At 66.8% G+C, this 15,153-nt stretch carries 16 protein-coding genes and 1 pseudogene; 6 read left to right on the top strand and 11 right to left on the bottom strand.

Features of this window, described 5'->3' with window-relative positions; all coding sequences use genetic code 11:
• From sdhA to I73_RS16585, 4 genes are all read right to left on the bottom strand, one after another.
• On the bottom strand, positions 1-1,407 hold a 1,407-nt coding region (gene sdhA, locus I73_RS16600; RefSeq protein WP_022981645.1), incomplete at its 3' end, for a succinate dehydrogenase flavoprotein subunit.
• A gap of 5 nt (positions 1,408-1,412) precedes the next feature.
• Positions 1,413-1,775, bottom strand: a complete 363-nt coding sequence (gene sdhD, locus I73_RS16595; RefSeq protein WP_022981644.1) for a succinate dehydrogenase, hydrophobic membrane anchor protein — start codon at positions 1,773-1,775, stop codon at positions 1,413-1,415.
• Positions 1,776-1,791: 16 nt separating this feature from the next.
• Complete coding sequence (gene sdhC / locus I73_RS16590) at positions 1,792-2,220, bottom strand: succinate dehydrogenase, cytochrome b556 subunit (protein WP_022981643.1); 429 nt, start codon at positions 2,218-2,220, stop codon at positions 1,792-1,794.
• A gap of 176 nt (positions 2,221-2,396) precedes the next feature.
• Positions 2,397-3,170: a GntR family transcriptional regulator gene (locus tag I73_RS16585; RefSeq protein WP_026096846.1), complete on the bottom strand. Its 774-nt coding sequence runs from the start codon at positions 3,168-3,170 to the stop codon at positions 2,397-2,399.
• 250 nt (positions 3,171-3,420) lie between these two features.
• On the opposite strand from I73_RS16585, the gene I73_RS16580 reads away from it, so the two are divergent.
• From I73_RS16580 to acnB, 6 genes are all read left to right on the top strand, one after another.
• Positions 3,421-4,407: a malate dehydrogenase gene (locus tag I73_RS16580; protein WP_022981641.1), complete on the top strand. Its 987-nt coding sequence runs from the start codon at positions 3,421-3,423 to the stop codon at positions 4,405-4,407.
• Between the two features lie 75 nt (positions 4,408-4,482).
• On the top strand, positions 4,483-5,544 hold the full coding sequence (locus tag I73_RS16575; RefSeq protein ID WP_374701961.1) for a CoA ester lyase: 1,062 nt from the start codon (positions 4,483-4,485) through the stop codon (positions 5,542-5,544).
• 84 nt (positions 5,545-5,628) lie between these two features.
• Positions 5,629-6,153 (top strand): hypothetical protein, encoded by a 525-nt coding sequence (locus tag I73_RS30995; RefSeq protein ID WP_022981639.1) that lies wholly within the window; start codon positions 5,629-5,631, stop codon positions 6,151-6,153.
• Positions 6,154-6,300: 147 nt separating this feature from the next.
• On the top strand, positions 6,301-6,546 hold the full coding sequence (locus I73_RS16565; protein WP_022981638.1) for an AbrB/MazE/SpoVT family DNA-binding domain-containing protein: 246 nt from the start codon (positions 6,301-6,303) through the stop codon (positions 6,544-6,546).
• Between the two features lie 5 nt (positions 6,547-6,551).
• Entirely contained in the window at positions 6,552-6,956 is a 405-nt protein-coding gene (locus tag I73_RS16560; RefSeq protein ID WP_022981637.1) for a type II toxin-antitoxin system VapC family toxin, read from the top strand.
• A 36-nt stretch (positions 6,957-6,992) separates the two neighbouring features.
• A complete protein-coding gene (acnB, locus tag I73_RS16555) occupies positions 6,993-9,578 on the top strand; it encodes a bifunctional aconitate hydratase 2/2-methylisocitrate dehydratase (RefSeq protein ID WP_022981636.1) in 2,586 nt (861 codons plus the stop codon).
• Positions 9,579-9,657: 79 nt separating this feature from the next.
• Here acnB and cowN read toward each other — a convergent pair whose 3' ends face one another.
• From cowN to sbcB, 7 genes and pseudogenes are all read right to left on the bottom strand, one after another.
• Complete coding sequence (gene cowN / locus I73_RS16550; RefSeq protein WP_022981635.1) at positions 9,658-9,957, bottom strand: N(2)-fixation sustaining protein CowN; 300 nt, start codon at positions 9,955-9,957, stop codon at positions 9,658-9,660.
• Between the two features lie 72 nt (positions 9,958-10,029).
• A complete protein-coding gene (locus I73_RS28515; protein ID WP_022981634.1) occupies positions 10,030-10,707 on the bottom strand; it encodes a Crp/Fnr family transcriptional regulator in 678 nt (225 codons plus the stop codon).
• Between the two features lie 73 nt (positions 10,708-10,780).
• Positions 10,781-11,185 carry a VOC family protein gene (locus tag I73_RS16540; RefSeq protein WP_022981633.1) on the bottom strand — a complete coding sequence of 135 codons (405 nt, stop codon included), beginning with the start codon at positions 11,183-11,185 and terminating at the stop codon, positions 10,781-10,783.
• Between the two features lie 149 nt (positions 11,186-11,334).
• A complete protein-coding gene (gene yegQ / locus I73_RS16535; protein ID WP_234409530.1) occupies positions 11,335-12,654 on the bottom strand; it encodes a tRNA 5-hydroxyuridine modification protein YegQ in 1,320 nt (439 codons plus the stop codon).
• 123 nt (positions 12,655-12,777) lie between these two features.
• Positions 12,778-13,458 (bottom strand): hypothetical protein, encoded by a 681-nt coding sequence (locus I73_RS16530; RefSeq protein ID WP_148289819.1) that lies wholly within the window; start codon positions 13,456-13,458, stop codon positions 12,778-12,780.
• Positions 13,459-13,577: 119 nt separating this feature from the next.
• On the bottom strand, positions 13,578-14,699 hold the full coding sequence (locus tag I73_RS16525; protein ID WP_022981630.1) for a beta-ketoacyl-ACP synthase III: 1,122 nt from the start codon (positions 14,697-14,699) through the stop codon (positions 13,578-13,580).
• 92 nt (positions 14,700-14,791) lie between these two features.
• A pseudogene (sbcB, locus tag I73_RS28510) lies at positions 14,792-15,153 on the bottom strand (exodeoxyribonuclease I); the annotation flags it as partial.

The following is a 15,153-nucleotide window of genomic DNA, read 5'->3' as shown; positions in this document are numbered from 1 at the left end:
GGCACGCAGGTCGTTCGCCACGGTCTGCGCGTACTCGCCGGAGGTGCTGGACTCCAGGCGCGCCAGGCGGGCCAGGGTCTTGTCGGCCGCGTCGGCCGGCAGCGGCTTGTGGGCCTTGGGCTCGCTCTTGAGCGACTCGACGATGTGGTTGCCCGCGGCGCGGCCGAAGACCACCAGGTCCAGCAGCGAGTTGGTGCCCAGGCGGTTGGCACCGTGCACCGACACGCAGGAGCATTCGCCCACGGCATACAGACCCGGGATCGGGCTGCGGTGGTCGTCGCCCTTGGGCACCGACACCTGACCATGGATGTTGGTCGGGATGCCGCCCATCTGGTAGTGGATGGTCGGTACCACGGGGATGGGCTCCTTGGTGATGTCGACGTTGGCGAAGTTGTGGCCGATCTCGAACACCGAGGGCAGACGCTTCAGGATGGTCTCGGCACCCAGGTGGGTCATGTCCAGGACCACGTAGTCCTTGTTGGGACCACAGCCGCGACCTTCCTTGATCTCCTGGTCCATGCAGCGCGAGACAAAGTCACGCGGTGCCAGGTCCTTCAGCGTCGGGGCGTAGCGTTCCATGAAGCGCTCGCCATTGGCGTTGCGCAGGATGGCGCCTTCGCCACGGCAGCCTTCGGTCAGCAGCACGCCCGCGCCGGCCACGCCGGTCGGGTGGAACTGCCAGAACTCCATGTCCTGCAGCGGGATGCCGGCGCGTGCCGCCATGCCCAGGCCGTCACCGGTGTTGATGAAGGCGTTGGTGGAGGCCTGGAAGATGCGGCCGGCACCCCCGGTGGCCAGCAGCACGATCTTGGCTTCGAGGATGTGGATGTCGCCGGTTTCCAGCTCCAGCGCGGTCACGCCCACCACGTCGCCGTCGGCGTCGCGGATCAGGTCCAGCGCCATCCATTCGACGAAGAAGTTGGTGCGGGCACGGACATTCTGCTGGTACAGGGTGTGCAACAGAGCGTGGCCGGTGCGGTCGGCCGCGGCGCAGGCGCGCTGAACCGGCTTCTCGCCGTAGTTGGCGGTGTGGCCGCCGAAGGGGCGCTGGTAGATGGTGCCGTCCGCATTGCGGTCGAACGGCATGCCGAAGTGCTCCAGTTCGTAGACGACCTTCGGTGCTTCACGGCACATGAACTCGATGGCGTCCTGGTCACCCAGCCAGTCCGAGCCCTTGATGGTGTCGTAGAAGTGGTAGTGCCAGTTGTCCTCGGACATGTTGCCCAGCGAGGCACCGATGCCGCCCTGCGCTGCCACGGTGTGGGAGCGGGTCGGGAACACCTTGGACAGAACCGCCACGTTCAGGCCAGCCTTGGCCAGTTGCAGCGAGGCGCGCATGCCGGAACCACCGGCACCGACAATGACAACGTCGAACTTGCGCTTGGAAATATTGTTGGTCTGTGCCATTTTGCTTACAGCCTCCAGAGCACTTGAACAGCCCAGCCGGCACAGCCCACCAGCCAGACGATGGAGAAGACCTGCAGCGCCAGGCGCAGACCCACCGGCTTGATGTAGTCCATCCAGATATCGCGCACACCCACCCACGCGTGGTAGGCAAGCGCCACGATGACCGTGAAGGTCAGGAACTTCATCCATTGGGCCGAGAAGATGCCAGCCCACTTGTCGTAGCCCAGTTCACCGGGCAGCAGCACCTGCACCAGCAGGACCACCGTGAACAGCGCCATCAGCACTGCCGTGACGCGCTGGGCCAGCCAGTCGCGCAGACCATAGTGCGCACCGACGACGGTGCGCTTGCTTCCGTAGTTGATTGCCATTTGCGGAGAACTCCGATCAGTACAGGCCGAAGAGCTTGGCGCCCAGCAGCACGGTCAGGCCCAGGCTGATCACCAGGGTCGCAATGGCCGACGAGCGGCCCTGTTCCTTGGTGACGCTGTGGGTGGCGTCCATCCAGAGATGGCGCACGCCGGCAGTGAAGTGGTGCAGATAGCCCCAGATCAGGCCCAGGCACACCAGCTTGACGAACCAGCCCGGGACGAAACCGATGCCGGCCACGAAGGCGCTGCGGAAGGATTCGAACGAGACTTCGGAGGTCACGCTGACATCGAACAGCCACACCACGAAGGGCAGCAGCACGAACAGGATGGCGCCGCTGACGCGGTGCAGGATGGAAACGATGCCGGCTGGAGGGAGCCGGTAGTTGCGGATTTCCGTCACATGGATGTTGCGGAACTCCGGACGTTGCTTGAGCGTATCTGCCATGGCGTCTGTCCTGGTTGTGTCAGTCCTGGTTGTGGTTGTCTCTTGCCGAAACGAGAATTTCAGAGGAGAGCGCGGGACGTTGAGGCCCTTGTAACCTCAGCGAAACCGAATGATTTTATTGCAACGCACCAGGCTTTCAGGGGCCTTTCCGGAGGCCCAGCGAACATCACAGGTTTTCAATTGAGCTCGTTCCTGTAGTAGTGGGCGCTGGTGTCATACCAGCCTCGGCGCAGTTCCACCGGCTTGTCGTGATAGGTGTGGGACAGCCGCTCCACATTCAGCAGCGGTGCCCCGATCGCCACCTGGAGGATTTCCGCGGTCCGGGCATCGGCGGTCACGGCGCGGATCTTTTCCTCGGCCCGGATCATCCGTACACCGAACTCGGTCTCGAACAGGCCGTACATGGGCCCCGCATACTGGGCCAGCCGCTCAGCGGTGAGCCCCTTGAAGGGCGCCGCGGGCAGCCAGATCTCGTCAAGCACCACCGGCCGGCCCATGCGCGACAGGGTGCGATGGATCTGCAGCACGCTGTCGCCCGGCTTGAGCTCCAGCGCCCGGGCCACCTCGGCGGGCGCCCGCATGCGGCGGCAATCCATGAAGTGCCGCGCCATGCCGCTGGCCGGGCCCTTATCGGGCGCCAGACGCAGGAAGCGGTACTGGATGTTCTGCTCGGTGTGCGTGGCCACGAAGGTCCCCCGACCCTGACGGCGGGTCAGCAGGTTCTCCATGGCCATCTCGTCAATGGCCTTGCGCACCGTGCCCTGGCTGACGCCAAAGCGCGAGGCGAGCTCCTGCTCGCTGGGGATCAGTTCACCCGGCTTCCACTCGCCGCTGTTGAGACTCTTGACCAGCAAGGCCTTGATCTGACGATAGAGCGGGCTGAAGGCCGGCCCCGCGGAGGCAGCGGCGGGCGCGGCGTCCATGGAATCAGGGGCAGGCAAGGCAGGCATGGGGCGGCATTGCAGCACACGCGGAGCCGGTCGTCCATCGCAATCGCGAGTTGTCTTATATAAGACATAAGATTCTTGACCGAGGGTCAACACCCCCCTAGACTTGCGAGCTACACTCATGCCCGGTGCGCGCTTGCAACGCGTGCGCGCCACTCACAGAGTGCCGGTGGCGACACGGCCCGTCCGCGCAGTCGGAAGACCCTGCCACGCGACCCATTCCGCTCCCCTACCCTTCCTCGGAGATTTCCACATGAGCAAGAAACCCGTGCGCGTGGCCGTGACCGGCGCCGCAGGCCAGATCGGCTACGCCCTGCTGTTCCGCATCGCTTCCGGCGAGATGCTGGGCAAGGACCAGCCCGTGATCCTGCAACTGCTGGAGATCCCGGACGAGAAGGCCCAGAACGCGCTCAAGGGCGTGATCATGGAACTGGAAGACTGCGCCTTCCCGCTGCTGGCCGGCATCGAGGCCCACAGCGACCCGATGACTGCCTTCAAGGACACCGACTACGCCCTGCTGGTCGGCGCCCGTCCCCGCGGCCCCGGCATGGAGCGCGCCGATCTGCTGGCCGCCAACGCCCAGATCTTCACCGCCCAGGGCAAGGCCCTGAACGCCGTGGCCTCGCGCAACGTCAAGGTGCTGGTCGTCGGCAACCCCGCCAACACCAACGCCTACATCGCCATGAAGTCGGCTCCGGACCTGAAGCCGGGCAACTTCACCGCCATGCTGCGCCTGGACCACAACCGCGCCGCCTCTCAGATCGCCGCCAAGATCGGCTGCGCCGTGGGCGACATCCAGAAGCTGGCCGTGTGGGGCAACCACTCGCCCACCATGTACGCTGACTACCGCTTCGCCACCGTGAACGGCAAGTCCGTCAAGGACACCATCAACGACCAGGTCTGGAACAAGGACGTGTTCCTGCCCACCGTGGGCAAGCGTGGTGCCGCCATCATCGCCGCCCGCGGCCTGTCGTCGGCCGCCTCGGCCGCCAACGCCGCCATCGACCACATGCGCGACTGGGCCCTGGGCACCAACGGCCAGTGGGTCACGATGGGCATCCCCTCGCAAGGCTGGTACGGCATCCCCAAGGACGTGATGTTCGGCTTCCCGGTGACCTGCGAAAACGGCGAATACAAGGTCGTCGAGGGCCTGGAGATCGACGCCTTCTCGCAAGAATGCATCGACAAGACCCTGGCCGAGCTGGAAGGCGAAAAGGACGGCGTCAAGCACCTGCTGTGATGCCCGCGGCCCTTCTCCCGAAGGGCACGCTAAGCTGCGAAGCCGGTCGGCGTCTGTGCGCCACCGGCTTTTTTCATGCCCACTCCGAACCTGCCTGCCATGACCGACGCCTCGCTCCGCCATCCCCGTGACGTGCTCTTCGAGGAAGGCGATGCCGTTCCCGATCTGCCCGTCTGCGACCACTACTGCGGTGTCGAGGCCCGCATGCGCAAGAGCCTGGACCTGCAGGCCGAGCTCGGCCCGGTCTTCGACGTGACCTTGGACGGCGAGGATGGCGCCCCCGTGGGGGGCGAGGTCGAACATGCCCACCTGATCGCGGAGCTGGCCACTTCGGCACAGAACCGCTTCGGGCGGGTCGGCGCGCGGGTGGTGCCGGTGGATCACCCCGCCTTCGTCCCCATGCTGGAGGTGCTGCTGCCGCGCGCGGGCGAACGCCTGGCCTATCTGATGATCCCCAAGCCGCGGCATCTGGCCGACCTCGAGCAGGCCGTTGATGCGATCGACACCCTGGCAGCGCAGGCGGGCCTGAGCCGCCCCCTGCCCCTGCACGCCCTGGTCGAGACCCATGGCGCCTTGCGCGATGTGTTCGCGATGGCGGCCCACCCCCGCATCGAATCCCTGTCTTTCGGCCTGATGGACTTCGTCTCGGCCCACCGTGGCGCCATTCCGCAGTCGGCCATGGGTGTCGAGGGGCAGTTCCAGCACCCCCTGGTGCTGCGCGCCAAGTTGGAGATCACCGCCGCCTGCCACGCTGCCGGCAAAGTGCCCTCCCACTGCGTGGTGACCGAGTTCAAGGACAGCGACGCGCTGCAGCAGGCCGCCGAGAAGGCCTGCAAGCAGCTGGGCTACACGCGGATGTGGAGCATCCACCCCGATCAGATCCGGCCCATCGTCGACGCCTTCTCCCCCACGGCGGCGGAGATCGACCAGGCCGCGGAGATTCTGGTGGCCGCCCAGGCGGCGGACTGGGCGCCCATCCGCCACCGCCATCTGGGTCGGGACCAGCTGCACGACCGCGCCAGCTACCGCTACTTCTGGCAGGTGCTGCAGCGCGCACACCGCACGTCCTTCAGCGAAGGACCGCAGCTGCCGGCCGAGGTGCGGGCCCGCTTTTTCACAGATCCATGGGGCGCATGACACCAAAGGTCACGAAAAATCAGGCTTTAAGGCGCACAATCTCATCTGTTTTCTACCCAACCGTTTCCCCGAGGAGTGATACGCATGATCCGTGCGTTCCTGACCGTTGCACTGTCGCTGGGCCTGCTGGGCGCCCAGGCTGCTCACGCCGTCCAGCCTGCCAAGGCCAAGGCCAGCAAGAGTGCGCATGCCAAGGCCGCCCCCAAGCCCGAACCCGAGCTGGTGCTGCCGGATGCCGACGGTCCCCAAAATGCCGCAGCCGCCCTGGTCGATTTCGGCCACTACGACTGCGAGTTCAGCCAGACGGTCAATGTGACCATGAACCCCAAGCACGAGGGTTATGTGGACGTGACCTTCGGCAAGAGCGTCTACACCATGAAGCCGGTGCTGTCGTCCACCGGGGCCGTGCGCCTGGAAGATGTGCGCGGCAAGACCATGATGCTGCAGATCGCCTACAAGTCCATGCTGATGGACACCCAGGCCGGCCGCCGCCTGGTGGACGAGTGCGTCAGCCAGAAGCAACTCGAGGCCAAGAAGGCGGCCGAGGGCGCGCCCCAGCAGGCGCTGCTGGTGGATCCGAACGTCGCCAAGACCGAGGTCAAACAGTAAGGCGTCAGCCCACCGAAAGAACGGACCCTCAGGGTCCGTTTTTTTTCGCCGGTTCCCGAGCCTCCTCCCCCATTGCGGCTGCGCATGCAGGGCGAAGTATGTAGAATTCATGCATACCGAATCTTTCGGATCAACCCGGAGACGCAGATGGAAGCCACGGTGGCCGAGCGCGGACAGATCACCCTGCCCAAGGCGGTGCGGGACGCCCTGGGCCTGACCAAGGGCACCGTCCTCAAGGTGGAGCTCGATGGTGCGCGCATCGTGCTGCGCAAGGATGTCTCCGACGCCATTTCCAAGGCCCGAGGCCGCTTCAAGCTCGATGGCTTTGCCGACACCGACGACGCGATGCGCAGCATCCGTGGCCGCGCACCCGGCGATCCCCTGGACGTCTGACCCCCATGATCGCCATCGACTCCTCCGTGCTGATCGACCTGCTGGCCGATGGCCCTGCCGCCGACGCGGCCGAGGCCTGCCTGCGCCAGTCGCTCAGCGTGGGGCCCGTGGTGGTCTGCGACGTGGCCCTGACCGAGGTCTGCACCGCCCTGCGCAACGGCACCGAGGTGCTGGACGTGCTGGAAGAAATGGGCGTGCGCTTCTCGGCCACCGAATCCAAATCGGCCATCCGGGCCGGCGAGATGCAGCGGCGCTATCGCCAGCGCGGCGGTAGCCGCGAGCGCACCCTGCCCGACTTTCTCGTGGGCGCGCATGCCCTGTTGCAGTGCGACGCCCTGATCACCCGCGACGACACCTTCTTTCGCGACTATTTCAAGGGGCTCAAGGTCATCGTGCCGCACGCGGCCTGACGCCCCCGTTTCCGTTTCACCCCTGGAGAGCACACCATGCTGCAAGCCTATCGCCAACATGTCGCCGAACGCGCCGCGCTCGGCATCCCGCCGCTGGCCCTCGACGCCAAGCAAGTGGCCGAGCTGATCGAGCTGATCAAGAACCCGCCGGCTGGCGAAGAGGCCTTCCTGCTGGACCTGCTGACCCACCGCGTGCCCCCGGGCGTGGACGATGCCGCCAAGGTCAAGGCCAGCTTCCTGGCCGCCGTGGCCCATGGTGATGTGAAGGTCGCCCTGATCTCCAAGGCCAAGGCCACCGAGCTGCTGGGCACCATGGTGGGCGGCTACAACGTGCATCCCCTGATCGAACTGCTGGACGACGCCGAAGTGGCGGACGTTGCCGCCGCGGGCCTGAAGAAGACCCTGCTGATGTTCGATTACTTCAACGACGTGGCCACCAAGGCCAAGGCCGGCAATGCCAAGGCCAAGGAAGTGATCCAGAGCTGGGCCGATGCCGAGTGGTTCACCAGCCGCCCCGAGGTCGAGAAGAAGATCACCATCACCGTCTTCAAGGTGCCTGGCGAAACCAACACCGACGACCTGTCCCCGGCCCCGGATGCCTGGAGCCGCCCGGACATTCCCATGCACTACCTGGCCATGCTGAAGAACACGCGCCCTGACGCGGCCTTCAAGCCCGAGGAAGACGGCAAGCGCGGCCCGATGCAGTTCATCGAGGATCTGAAGAAGAAGGGCCATCTCGTGGCCTACGTGGGCGACGTGGTAGGCACCGGCTCCAGCCGCAAGTCGGCCACCAACTCGGTGATCTGGGCCACCGGCCAGGACATCCCCTTCGTGCCGAACAAGCGCTTCGGCGGCGTGACCCTGGGCGGCAAGATCGCACCGATCTTCTTCAACACGCAGGAAGACTCCGGCTCGCTGCCGATCGAGGTCGATGTCTCCAAGCTGGAGATGGGCGACGTGGTCGACGTGCTGCCCTATGACGGCAAGATCGTGAAGAACGGCGAGACCGTCGCCGAGTTCAAGCTCAAGAGCGATGTGCTGCTGGACGAAGTGCGCGCCGGCGGCCGCATCAACCTGATCATCGGCCGCTCGCTGACCGCCAAAGCCCGCGATTTCCTGGGCCTGCCGGCCTCCACCGCCTTCCGCCTGCCCGTGGCCCCCAAGGACACCGGCAAGGGCTTCACGCTGGCCCAGAAGATGGTCGGCCGCGCCTGCGGCCTGCCGGAAGGCCAGGGCATCCGCCCGGGCACCTACTGCGAGCCCAAGATGACCACCGTCGGCAGCCAGGACACCACCGGCCCGATGACCCGCGACGAGCTGAAGGACCTGGCCTGCCTGGGCTTCTCGGCCGATCTGGTGATGCAGTCCTTCTGCCACACCGCCGCCTATCCGAAGCCGGTGGACGCCAAGATGCACCGCGAGCTGCCGCCCTTCATCAGCAGCCGCGGCGGCGTGGCCCTGCGCCCGGGCGACGGCGTGATCCACAGCTGGCTGAACCGCCTGCTGCTGCCCGACACCGTGGGCACCGGCGGCGACAGCCACACCCGCTTCCCGATCGGCATTTCCTTCCCGGCGGGCTCCGGCCTGGTGGCCTTCGGCGCCGCCACCGGCGTGATGCCGCTGGACATGCCCGAATCCGTGCTGGTGCGCTTCAAGGGCAGCATGCAGCCGGGCGTCACCCTGCGTGACCTGGTCCATGCCATCCCGCTGTACGCCATCAAGGCCGGTCTGCTGACCGTGGCCAAGGCCGGCAAGAAGAACATCTTCTCGGGCCGCATCCTGGAAATCGAAGGTCTGCCCGACCTGAAGGTGGAACAGGCCTTCGAGCTGTCCGACGCCTCGGCCGAGCGTTCGGCCGCCGGCTGCACGATCAAGCTCAACCCCGAGCCGATCAAGGAGTACCTGCGCTCCAACATCGTGCTGATGAAGAACATGATCGCCGATGGCTACCAGGACGCGAAGACCCTGCAGCGCCGCATCGAGAAGGTCGAGGCCTGGCTGGCCAAGCCCGATCTGCTGGAAGCCGACAAGGACGCCGAGTACGCCGCCGTGATCGAGATCGATCTGGCCGACATCAAGGAGCCCATCGTCTGCTGCCCGAACGACCCGGACGACGCCAAGACCCTGTCCGACGTGGCCGGCACCAAGATCGACGAGGCCTTCATCGGCTCGTGCATGACCAACATCGGTCACTTCCGCGCGGCCGCCACGGTGCTGGGCGGTGCCCGTGACATCCCGGTCAAGCTTTGGGTGGCTCCGCCGACCAAGATGGACGCCTCCGAGCTGATGAAGGAAGGCCAGTACGCCGCCTTCGGCGCCGCCGGTGCCCGCACCGAGATGCCCGGCTGCTCGCTGTGCATGGGCAACCAGGCCCAGGTGCGCGAAGGCGCCACGGTGATCTCCACCTCGACCCGCAACTTCCCCAACCGCCTGGGCAAGAACACCAACGTGTTCCTGGGCTCGGCCGAACTGGCGGCCGTGGCCTCCAAGCTGGGCAAGCTGCCGACCAAGGAAGAGTACCTGGCCGCCACCGGTGTGATCACCGCCAAGGCCGACCAGATCTACAAGTACATGAACTTCGACCAGATCGAGGAATACGCCGACGTCGCCAAGAGCGTCTGACGCGGGCGCCTGGTGCGCCTTCCCCGAGAGAAGCCCGCCCTGTGCGGGCTTTTTTCATGGGCCGGTGCGCTGGTGGATCCTAGAAGCACTCGCGTTCGAGCCGGTCCAGATCGTCCAGGGCCAAGGTGTCGGCATGGCGTTCGAACAGCTCCCGGATGGGATTGACCAGGCTGTGCAGCAGCAGCAGGTCGTCGCGCCGGGCCCCCTGGGTGCTGGCCCGCTGGCGATCGATGTAGTCGATCAGCCGGGCGGCCTGCGCATCGCTGCCGGTCCGGCGACGGTCCAGGTGGGCCAGCACCCGGGCCACGTTGCCGTCGTAATCGATGCCCTTGAAGCTGATGTAGCGGTCGGCGACCGCGGGGTCGTGGGCGGTGGACATGGGCGCAAGCCTCCTTCGCGAGGGTCGGGACAGAAGGCTGGCAGCGTAGGCGGCCGGAGCGGTCGATGTCCGTCAACTGGGCGACGCTTTGGCTGCGGTGTGACATTCCAGCAGGGCCAGATCGGGGATGTTCAGCCACTGCCGCCCCTCCCGCCGGACCAGCCCCTGTCGTTCCAGGGCCGAGAAGGCCGCCGACACGCTCTGCCGGCTGCTTCCCAGCACCCCGGCCAAGTCGGTCAGGGTGAAGGGCAGAGGGCAGCGCCACGCGCCCGAGGGCTGGTGCAGCCCCTGGCGCCGCACCAGCGCCAGCAGCAGGCGGGCCAGCCGCGCGTGGACGTCCCGGAACACCAGATCCTCCAGGCGCTCCACCGTGTGGGCCAGCAGACGCCCCAGCACCCGCATGATGGAGACCACCGCCGGCGTGCCTCCGGCCTCCAGGGCCTGGGCGAAATGGCGCGTGGGCATGGCCAGCAGCTCCACCGCCCCCGCCGCGGTCAGCGTGGCACCGGTATGGGTGGAGAAGACGTCACCGGGCTCCAGGAACATCAGAGTCAGTTCGCGCCGGCCATCGCTGGTGTGCACCCTCACCCGCCCGCGCCGCAGCACCAGCACCTCGTCGCGGGTCGTGCCGGGACCGCACAAGGTCTCTCCACGGCGGCACCGCCGGGACATGAAACCGGCACGCAGCGCCATGCCTTCCGGACTCTCCAGAAAGCGCAGGAAGTCGTGGGGGCTGGCGGCCGGCTGCATCGGGGCATCTCCTGTCGGGGTCCGCACCCGCATGCGAAGCGCGTGCCAGCACACGCCCCTCACGGCACGAGCGTCACCCCGCCAGCGGCTGCAGCATGCTCAGTCGGTTGCCTTCCGGATCGACAAAAACGACATAGTCCCCCACGCCCGGGATGGTCATGGGATCCCCCAGCACCTGTCCACCGGACGAGGTGACGCGGGCCATGGCCTGGTGCACGTCGGACACCCCCAACACCACCGAGGGCTGCTGCAGCGGCGCGTCCGGCATCAGGGGATACAGCCCGCCGTTGATCGAACCGCGCAGTGCCTGCGGTTGCGTGCTGTCCTCCGAGGCGGTGGTGGCCAGGATGTAGTGGCCCATCTCGGCGCCCAAAGGCTGGAGCTGCCAGCCGAACACGGCCTCGTAGAAGGCAGACACCCGGGCGGCATCCCGGTAGGGCAACTCGAAGTGGATGACAGGGCAGGCGGTGGTGCGCATCGTGAGCCTCCAGGGCGTTGAGGTCGGCGGAGGGCGGGACAGCCTCCGGTCGCCACGATGCACGCCCCCAGGCCCCTTGTGCTCCGGTCAAACCCGCAGTGCCTCAGGGGGCACCCGCGCCGGGCCCGCCCGGGGCCGGTCGCCAGGTGTCAGAGCAGGCGGGCCAGCAGGGCGCCGTCCACCGGGCCGCCCAGCGGCACGAAGACCTTCAGCGGATTGCCCTGGGCCACCTGGATGGTCTCGCCCTCGGGGTTCTGCATGGTCTCCAACGTCAAGATGCGATTGCCCGCCGGATGGATCACCTCGATGCGGTCACCCACCGCGAAGCGGTTCTTGGTTTCCACCTCGGCCCAGCCGTCGGCCCGCACACCCAGCACCTCGCCGACAAAATGGCTGCGGTGCAGCTCGCTGTGGCCGCTGATGTAGTTCTGGTAGTCCTGCGCCGGGCGGCGCTCCAGCAGGCCCCCGGTGTAGCCACGGTTGGCCAGGCCTTCCAGCTCCAGCAGCAGCTCAGGGTTGAAGGGCTTGCCGGCCATCGCATCATCAATGGCGCGGCGGTAGACCTGGGCCGTGCGGGCGACGTAGTACAGGCTCTTGGTGCGACCCTCGATCTTCAGCGAATCGACACCGATCTGGCACAGCCGGGCCACATGTTCCACCGCCCGCAGGTCCTTGCTGTTCAGGATGTAGGTGCCATGCTCGTCTTCCATGATGGGCATCAGCTCGCCCGGACGGCCCTTCTCCTCGATGAAGTAGACCCGGTCGGCTGCCGGGTGGCGGGTGCCGCCGCCGCAGGTCGAGAAGCTCGTCTCCGCCTCGACCTGGGCCTCGGCAAAGTCGAAATCGCGCTCCAGTGTGCCCACCGGCACTGCCTCGCCGCTGGGCGAGTGTTCGCTGGCAACCTGGGTGCCGTATTCCCAGCGGCAGGCATTGGTGCAGGTGCCCTGGTTGGGGTCGCGCCGGTTGAAATAGCCCGAGAGCAGGCAGCGGCCCGAGTAGGCAATGCACAGCGCGCCGTGCACGAAGACCTCCAGCTCCATGTCCGGGCATTCGTTGCGGATGCCCTCCACCTCGTCCAGGCTCAGTTCGCGCGACAGGATGATGCGGCTCACGCCCATCTTCTGCCAGAACTTCACCGTGGCCCAGTTGGTGGTGTTGGCCTGCACCGAGAGGTGGATGGGCACCTCGGGCCACTTCTCGTGCACCTGCATGATGAGCCCGGGGTCGGCCATGATCAGCGCATCGGGCTTGAGGGCGATCACCGGTTCGATGTCGCGCAGGTAGGTGCGCACCTTGTCGTTGTGCGCGATCAGGTTGCTGGTGACGAAGAACTTCTTGCCTCGCGCATGGGCTTCGGCAATGCCCTGGGCGATCTGCTCCAGGCGGAATTCATTGTTGCGGGCGCGCAGGGAGTAGCGCGGCTGGCCGGCATAAACGGCATCGGCGCCGAAATCGTAGGCGGCGCGCATCTTGGCCAGAGAGCCGGCCGGCAGCAGGAGTTCAGGGGCGATGTACTTCACACCTCGATTGTCCCCTGCCGGCCCTGCCCCGCCAAACCGTCAGGGGTTTGGCCAGGGTATTCTCAGGGGCGTTCAATCACCCGAACGGATCACTTTTTCGTCGATCTCTCGGTATCTGCGGCCGCCGCACTGCTTCTTCCAAGCGTCCAGGTCCGCGTCGTACTCCGCCGCGGTGGTGTCCATCGTGCGGTTGCGGGCATTCCAGTCGTCTGCCCGGGCCTGGAAGGCGGTGTTCTTGGCGTCAAAGGCCGCCTTGTCAGCGGCGATCTGGTCGTTGAGGGTCTTGTTCTGGGCGTTCAGATCGTCCGAGGCCTGCTGAATCACCTTGCCTTCGCGCTCAAGCTTCTGGCGTTGACGCTCCACGTTGTCACCCTTGGCCGCAGCCTTGTTCAACTCCTCCATCTTGGCGTTGAACTCCTCCACAGATTTGGACTGCGCCGCCACCTTGGCGTTGAAGTCGCTGGCGGTCTTCTCGATCCGGGCAGCCAGCGCGGCATGCTCGGCGGCAATGGCGTCCTTGTCTGCCTCCAACTGCTTGCGCTCGACATCCAGCTGGGCACGCTTGGCCTTGCCGTCATCGGCACGCACCTTGAGGGCGTCCTGCTGCTTCAAGCAGGCACGCAGCTCCTCTCGGCTCATGATGGGTGCCTTGGCGCTGGCATTGCCCAGGGTGTTGATCTTGCCGTTGTCGGCGGCCAGGGCCGAGCCGGCACACAGGGCCAGCATCAGCGCAAGGGGGGTGGAACGTTGCATGGAGGTACCTCGGGATCATGGCCGGCGATGACCGGCCGCCTGGCGCCGGGTCGGCGCCGCCAAGGTGGCGATGATGCCACCAGCGCCGGCCTCCCCCACAAGGGACAGCCGGCGGGAATTCACTGCTTGCGAACGATGACGCTGCCCACCGAGTAGCCCGCGCCGAAGGAGCAGATCACCCCCAGTTCACCAGCCTGCACACCCTCACGGTGCCGGTGGAAGGCGATGATGGACCCGGCCGAGGCGGTGTTGGCGAACTCGTCCAGGATCAGTGGCGCCAGGTCCGGCCCCACCTCCTGGCCCACCAGCTTCTTGACAATGAGCTGGTTCATGCCCAGATTGGCCTGGTGCAGCCAGTAGCGGCGCACTTGGCTGGGCGCCACGCCCAGCGTCTGCAGATGGGCCTCGATGTGGGCCGAGGCGATGGGCACCACCTCCTTGAAAACCTTGCGGCCTTCCTGGCGGAAGGTCTTGTCGCGGGCCTCGGGGTCGCTGTCCTCGCTGCGGTTGAGGAAGCCGGCGTTGTTGCGGATGTTGTTCGAGAACTGGGTGGCCAGGCGGGTGCCCAGCACCTCCCAGCGCTCGGCCGCCACCGCCGTCTCGTCGGCCTCGATCAGCACCGCGGTGCAGACGTCGCCGAAGATGAAGTGGCAGTCGCGGTCCTTCCACTCCAGGTGGCCCGAGGTGATCTCGGGATTGACCACCAGCACGCAGCGCGAGGCGCCGCTGCGCACGGCGTTGACCGCCTGCTCGATCGCGAAGGTGGCCGAGGAGCAGGCCACGTTCATGTCGAAGCCGTAGCCGCCCGCGCCCAGCGCCTGCTGGATCTCGATGGCCATGGCCGGGTAGGCACGCTGCATGTTGGATGCCGCGCAGATCACCGCGTCCACATCGGCCGCCTGCCGGCCCGCGGCCGCCAGGGCCTGGCGAGCAGCGTCCACAGCGATCTCGGCCATCAGCGAGAGCTGCTCATCGGCACGTTCCGCCAGCTTGGGCCGCATGCGCGCGGGGTCGAGCACCCCGGTCTTCTCCATCACATAGCGGCGCTGGATGCCAGAGGCCTTTTCGATGAAGCCCTCGTTGGACGGGGCCAGGGCCGCGACCGTGCCGGCCTCGATGGCCGCCGCGTGCTCGGCGTTGAAGCGCTCGACGTAGGCGTTGAAGGACGCCACCAGTTCGGCGTTGGTGATCACATGGGGCGGAACGTAGAGACCGGTTCCGGTGATGACGGCACGAGGCATGGGCACTCTGGGAGGGGCACGAAAGGCCGGCAGTGTAGCCGGGCCACCGCCGCCGTGCCCTTGCCTTCGGGCAACTCCCGATCAGGCGGCGCTCAGCCGTGCGATGGCGCGATCTGCTCCGCATAGTCCACCAGTGCCTCCAGCAGCAGCTGGGCGCGCTCGTCGTCCCGTTCCGCAGCCGCCTCGGCCAGCTCATCCACCCGTTCCAGGAAGCGGGCCACCGTCATGCCACCGCCCGCGCCCTCGTGCAAACGGGCCGCCCGCAACTGCGCCCAGCGTTCCCGCTCGGTCGGGCCGAGGCTGTCCGGGAAGTTGCGTGCCCGGTAGCGGAACACCAGTTCTTCCAGCCGCAGGTCGTCGAAGCTGGCTGTCTGCCAGACGGGATCGTCGGCTGCGGTCCTGCGCAGGCGATCCAGGCGGGTGCGATCCTGCGGCCCCAGGAAGCCGCCATAGA

The sequence above is a fragment of the Ideonella sp. B508-1 genome (assembly GCF_000333615.1).
Taxonomy (GTDB): Bacteria; Pseudomonadota; Gammaproteobacteria; order Burkholderiales; family Burkholderiaceae_C; genus Ideonella.
This window is presented reverse-complemented; position numbering and strand designations above follow the sequence as displayed.

Excerpts from the sequence above, each read along its gene's own strand:
- sdhD (WP_022981644.1), bottom strand. The coding sequence starts at position 1,775 with ATGGCAATCAACTACGGAAGCAAGCGCACCGTCGTCGGTGCGCACTAT.
- sdhC (WP_022981643.1), bottom strand. The coding sequence starts at position 2,220 with ATGGCAGATACGCTCAAGCAACGTCCGGAGTTCCGCAACATCCATGTG.
- I73_RS16585 (WP_026096846.1), bottom strand. The coding sequence starts at position 3,170 with ATGCCTGCCTTGCCTGCCCCTGATTCCATGGACGCCGCGCCCGCCGCT.
- I73_RS16580 (WP_022981641.1), top strand. The coding sequence starts at position 3,421 with ATGAGCAAGAAACCCGTGCGCGTGGCCGTGACCGGCGCCGCAGGCCAG.
- I73_RS16575 (WP_374701961.1), top strand. The coding sequence starts at position 4,483 with ATGCCCACTCCGAACCTGCCTGCCATGACCGACGCCTCGCTCCGCCAT.
- I73_RS30995 (WP_022981639.1), top strand. The coding sequence starts at position 5,629 with ATGATCCGTGCGTTCCTGACCGTTGCACTGTCGCTGGGCCTGCTGGGC.
- I73_RS16565 (WP_022981638.1), top strand. The coding sequence starts at position 6,301 with ATGGAAGCCACGGTGGCCGAGCGCGGACAGATCACCCTGCCCAAGGCG.
- I73_RS16560 (WP_022981637.1), top strand. The coding sequence starts at position 6,552 with ATGATCGCCATCGACTCCTCCGTGCTGATCGACCTGCTGGCCGATGGC.
- acnB (WP_022981636.1), top strand. The coding sequence starts at position 6,993 with ATGCTGCAAGCCTATCGCCAACATGTCGCCGAACGCGCCGCGCTCGGC.
- cowN (WP_022981635.1), bottom strand. The coding sequence starts at position 9,957 with ATGTCCACCGCCCACGACCCCGCGGTCGCCGACCGCTACATCAGCTTC.
- I73_RS28515 (WP_022981634.1), bottom strand. The coding sequence starts at position 10,707 with ATGCAGCCGGCCGCCAGCCCCCACGACTTCCTGCGCTTTCTGGAGAGT.
- I73_RS16540 (WP_022981633.1), bottom strand. The coding sequence starts at position 11,185 with ATGCGCACCACCGCCTGCCCTGTCATCCACTTCGAGTTGCCCTACCGG.
- yegQ (WP_234409530.1), bottom strand. The coding sequence starts at position 12,654 with ATGCGCGCCGCCTACGATTTCGGCGCCGATGCCGTTTATGCCGGCCAG.
- I73_RS16530 (WP_148289819.1), bottom strand. The coding sequence starts at position 13,458 with ATGCAACGTTCCACCCCCCTTGCGCTGATGCTGGCCCTGTGTGCCGGC.
- I73_RS16525 (WP_022981630.1), bottom strand. The coding sequence starts at position 14,699 with ATGCCTCGTGCCGTCATCACCGGAACCGGTCTCTACGTTCCGCCCCAT.